This window comes from Polaromonas sp. P1_E3, from assembly GCF_056405935.1.
In genome coordinates, this window is sequence record NZ_JBFUBD010000523.1 from 1 (window position 1) to 1646 (window position 1646).

At 56.3% G+C, this 1646-nt stretch carries 3 protein-coding genes; all 3 read left to right on the forward strand.

Annotated features, from left to right (window positions below; all coding sequences use genetic code 11):
• Positions 1–136 precede the first annotated feature (136 nt).
• A complete protein-coding gene (locus tag AC1D0Z_RS21255) occupies positions 137–445 on the forward strand; it encodes a hypothetical protein (protein WP_477660141.1) in 309 nt (102 codons plus the stop codon).
• Between the two features lie 190 nt (positions 446–635).
• Positions 636–1298: a hypothetical protein gene (locus AC1D0Z_RS21260; protein ID WP_477660142.1), complete on the forward strand. Its 663-nt coding sequence runs from the start codon at positions 636–638 to the stop codon at positions 1296–1298.
• 75 nt (positions 1299–1373) lie between these two features.
• The coding region (locus tag AC1D0Z_RS21265; protein ID WP_477660143.1) for a 1-deoxy-D-xylulose-5-phosphate synthase at positions 1374–1646 on the forward strand (273 nt) is incomplete at its 3' end.

The window sequence follows — 1646 nt, forward strand, 5'->3', positions numbered from 1 at the left end:
AGAGAGGGTACTGCGGCGCATATTTGGTAATGAGTACACGTCGTACACACAGAGGGTGCGAAGGTGGCTGTGAGCTTGACCCACCTTCAGGCGGACTTGCATTCGGCGGGCGCATGAGTCAAACGTTAGTGTGTCCATGAGGCCGACGATAGCTGCATCCTGGAAATTTCTGACGCTAGCCGTGTCATTTGGCCCCATGGCGCTCGGCGTATGCGTGCTGCTCCTTCCCCGGTTTCGCTCGTTGCATGGCACAGTTGCCGAATGGATACTCCTGGCCGTACTGCTACTGCTTCCGTTTGTCGGCGTGTTCGGCCTGATCAAATACATGCCGTGCTCGCTCAGGGTTCGAATTGCAATCGCCGTGGCCTACGTATTGGCTATGGCCATACCGGTGCTATTCACGGCCATCTTCGTCGGATGTTCATGGGCCGGCACGTGCTTCTAGGTGCATGCTCTAACATTCTGGTCGACACGGGCGCCCAAGGGCGTCCGCGCTTACGGCGCTCCTGTTCTCTGGCCGCTGGTCATCTCCAACGTTAGACGTCAATATGCTGCGCTCACCACCAAAAACACCCAAGCCGCTGCGAGACATTCGGTACCTCGAGAGCATCGATCCGCCTCAGCTGGAGCATCCCATGCCGGGCTACGCGTCGAAGCTCTACGACTTCCCACGTGCATGTGTAGCTCTTGGCCAGCGCGTCGGGATGAAGTGCGAAGAACTCGGAATGTCCATCGGTCACGCCGATCATCTCTACCTGTGCTTTACGCCCTCTCTGCCAGATGGGGAAGTCAGGGCGACCGAATACGCCACGGAGCACTGGCATCGATTCGTGCTCTGCGGAATGGATTTAGTAGTTTTCAATTCCCTGCCGGACGAGAGAAAACTGGCTGCAGTCACCGAGGCAACGTTTTCAGCACTGCACATGCTTGCGCCAACCGAGGCGCCGGCGCTTGAAGTGCTTCGACACTCAGTCGAGTCAGAAGGCGAGGCGCTCAGAGTGTGCCTCAAGGTCAAAGCGACGAAGCAATACCGTGTACGCGTGGAGCAAACGGTCCCCGTGCATCCACAACCCGCCGAGGTATTCGTTGAAGTCACAAATCTGAAAACGCAGCGCTCGAAGATGGGCAGAGTGGCGGAAGTGAAGTTCTACGATGATGCGCCAAGCCTGGTCGATCGCATCGCCATCATTGATCACAAGCTCACGATTCATCCTCGGAAGTCCTTTCGCGCCAGCCTCATTGCCGCGGACTACCAGGTTCCAATTGAACTGGGCTTGACTGACCTGTGTGGCGGCTAACCCTTCTTTCAAGCGAACCCGCCTGTGGCGATCCGCTTAAGTCAACGTTAGCTATCAAGATTAAAGGGCCAGAGCATGAAGCGCATCATGTACATCGAAAGCAAAGCAGGTGGTTTGAGTGGCTCCGGCCGCATTGGCTGGGTGGAGATGTCGCGCTCGACGCGTTCATACGCATACGCCGGGAAGCGCTTTCTGAAAACGAAGTCCGGCTACAAATACAACTGCATCGAGGAAGAGACGGGAGCGCATTACTGGATCTCCGGCCCCAAGAAGAAAGGTGGCGACACAATGTACGGCGGTATTATCGATATTGATGACGATGCAAGGCTTGAGTACTGGACCAAAGTC